Annotated in this window: 2 rRNA genes (1 of these 2 cut by a window edge); both read right to left on the bottom strand. The window is 54.0% G+C overall.

Annotated features, from left to right (window positions below):
* Nucleotides 1-4 precede the first annotated feature (4 nt).
* A 5S ribosomal RNA gene (gene rrf, locus EAT51_RS20195) occupies nucleotides 5-119 on the bottom strand.
* Nucleotides 120-265: 146 nt separating this feature from the next.
* Nucleotides 266-2,975, bottom strand: a 23S ribosomal RNA gene (locus EAT51_RS20190); it runs 159 nt beyond the window's last position.

Here is a 2,975-nt window from a genome sequence, read left to right as displayed (position 1 = left end):
AAGACCCTGGCGATGACCTACTCTTGCATGGCTTAAGCCACACTACCATCGGCGCAGCTGCGTTTCACTTCCGAGTTCGGGATGGGATCGGGTGGGACCACAGCGCTAATTTCACCAGGGAGACGGTTGGAGCGTCGCCATCCGATACAGCTGGATTAGGCGCTCAGTCTCGCGTAGTTACTTGTGATGTAGAGAGCGATTAGTGAGCATCGACGTGCGTCGAGGCTAAGGTGGTCTTCGCTAGGGCGAAGCCACTTGAGGTTATATGGTCAAGCCACACGGATCATTAGTATCAGTTAGCTCAACGCCTTACAGCGCTTACACACCTGACCTATCAACCACCTAGTCTTGATGGTTCCTTTAGGGGACTTGTGTCCCGGGAGATCTCATCTTGAGGCGCGCTTCCCGCTTAGATGCTTTCAGCGGTTATCGCTTCCGAACATAGCTACCCGGCAGTGCCACTGGCGTGACAACCGGAACACCAGAGGTTCGTCCACTCCGGTCCTCTCGTACTAGGAGCAGCCCCTCTCAAATCTCCAACGCCCATGGCAGATAGGGACCGAACTGTCTCACGACGTTCTGAACCCAGCTCGCGTACCACTTTAAATGGCGAACAGCCATACCCTTGGGACCGACTACAGCCCCAGGATGTGATGAGCCGACATCGAGGTGCCAAACACCGCCGTCGATATGAACTCTTGGGCGGTATCAGCCTGTTATCCCCGGAGTACCTTTTATCCGTTGAGCGATGGCCCTTCCATACAGAACCACCGGATCACTAAGACCTACTTTCGTACCTGCTTGATCCGTCGATCTTGCAGTCAAGCACGCTTATGCCTTTGCACACAGTGCGCGATGTCCGACCGCGCTGAGCGTACCTTCGTGCTCCTCCGTTACTCTTTGGGAGGAGACCGCCCCAGTCAAACTACCCACCATACATGGTCCCCGATCCGGATAACGGACCTAGGTTAGAACGTCAAGCACATCAGGGTGGTATTTCAAGGTTGGCTCCACTGCAGCTAGCGCCACAGTTTCATAGCCTCCCACCTATCCTACACAGACGAACTCAACGTTCAATGTAAAGCTATAGTAAAGGTTCACGGGGTCTTTCCGTCTTGCCACGGGAACGCTGCATCTTCACAGCGATTTCAATTTCACTGAGTCTCGGGTGGAGACAGCGCCGCTGTCGTTACGCCATTCGTGCAGGTCGGAACTTACCCGACAAGGAATTTCGCTACCTTAGGACCGTTATAGTTACGGCCGCCGTTTACTGGGGCTTCGATCAAGAGCTTCGCCTTGCGGCTGACCCCATCAATTAACCTTCCAGCACCGGGCAGGCGTCACACCCTATACGTCCACTTTCGTGTTTGCAGAGTGCTGTGTTTTTGATAAACAGTCGCAGCGGCCTGGTCACTTCGGCCTCCCCCAGCTATTCACCAGAAGAGGCGCACCTTCTCCCGAAGTTACGGTGCTATTTTGCCTAGTTCCTTCACCCGAGTTCTCTCAAGCGCCTGAGAATTCTCATCCTACCCACCTGTGTCGGTTTACGGTACGGTCTGCGTAAGCTGAAGCTTAGGAGCTTTTCCTGGAAGCGTGATATCAGCAGCTTCGCCCTAAAGGGCTGGTCCTTCGTCTCAACGTTGCTCCCCCGGATTTGCCAAAGGGAACCGCCTCAACGCTCTCACCAGGACAACCAACGCCTGGCCTGCCTAACCTTCTCCGTCCCTCCATCGCACTTACGCGAGGTGCAGGAATATTAACCTGCTTCCCATCGACTACGGCTTTCGCCCTCGCCTTAGGGACCGACTAACCCTGCGTCGATTAACGTTGCGCAAGGAAACCTTGGGCTTTCGGCGTGCGGGCTTTTCACCCGCATTATCGTTACTCATGTCAGCATTCGCACTTCCGATACCTCCAGCGGACTTCTCAATCCACCTTCGCAGGCTTACGGAACGCTCCTCTACCGCGCATCGCTTATCGCGATGCACCCCAAGCTTCGGTTTCGTGCTTAGCCCCGTTAAATCTTCCGCGCAGACCGACTCGACCAGTGAGCTATTACGCTTTCTTTAAAGGGTGGCTGCTTCTAAGCCAACCTCCTGGCTGTCTGTGCCTTTCCACATCGTTTTCCACTTAGCACGAAATTTGGGACCTTAGCTGTGGGTCTGGGTTGTTTCCCTTTTCACGACGGACGTTAGCACCCGCCGTGTGTCTCCCATACAGTCCGTCTTGGTATTCGGAGTTTGCAATGGTTTGCTAATCCGCGATGGACCGCTAGCCATAACAGTGCTCTACCCCCAAGAGGATACATATGAGGCGCTACCTAAATAGCTTTCGAGGAGAACCAGCTATCTCCGGGTTCGATTAGCTTTTCACTCCTAATCACAGCTCATCCCCGTCTTTTGCAACAGACGTGGGTTCGGGCCTCCAGTACCTGTTACGGCACCTTCACCCTGGCCATGACTAGATCACCCGGTTTCGGGTCTACTGCCCGCGACTATGCGCCCTTATCAGACTCGGTTTCCCTTCGCCTCCCCTACACGGTTAAGCTTGCCACGAACAGTAAGTCGCTGACCCATTATACAAAAGGTACGCAGTCACCCCTTGCGAGGCTCCTACTGCTTGTACGCACACGGTTTCAGGATCTATTTCACTCCCCTCTCCGGGGTTCTTTTCGCCTTTCCCTCACGGTACTGGTTCACTATCGGTCGGTCAGGAGTATTTAGCCTTGGAGGATGGTCCCCCCATGTTCAGACAGGGTTTCTCGTGCCCCGCCCTACTCGTCTTCACTGATATGGCCCTTTCAAATACAGGGCTGTCACCTTCTATGGCCAGTCTTTCCAGACTGTTCTTCTAAAACCATATCAGCTTAAGGGCTGTTCCCCGTTCGCTCGTCACTACTCAGGGAATCTCGGTTGATTTCTTTTCCTCCGGTTACTTAGATATTTCAGTTCACCGGGTTTGCCTCCAGCAGCTAT

Source organism: Pseudoxanthomonas winnipegensis, assembly GCF_004283755.1.
GTDB lineage: Bacteria > Pseudomonadota > Gammaproteobacteria > Xanthomonadales > Xanthomonadaceae > Pseudoxanthomonas_A > Pseudoxanthomonas_A winnipegensis.
The sequence above is the reverse complement of the archived record's forward strand: the minus strand, read 5'-3'. Positions and strand labels throughout refer to the sequence as shown.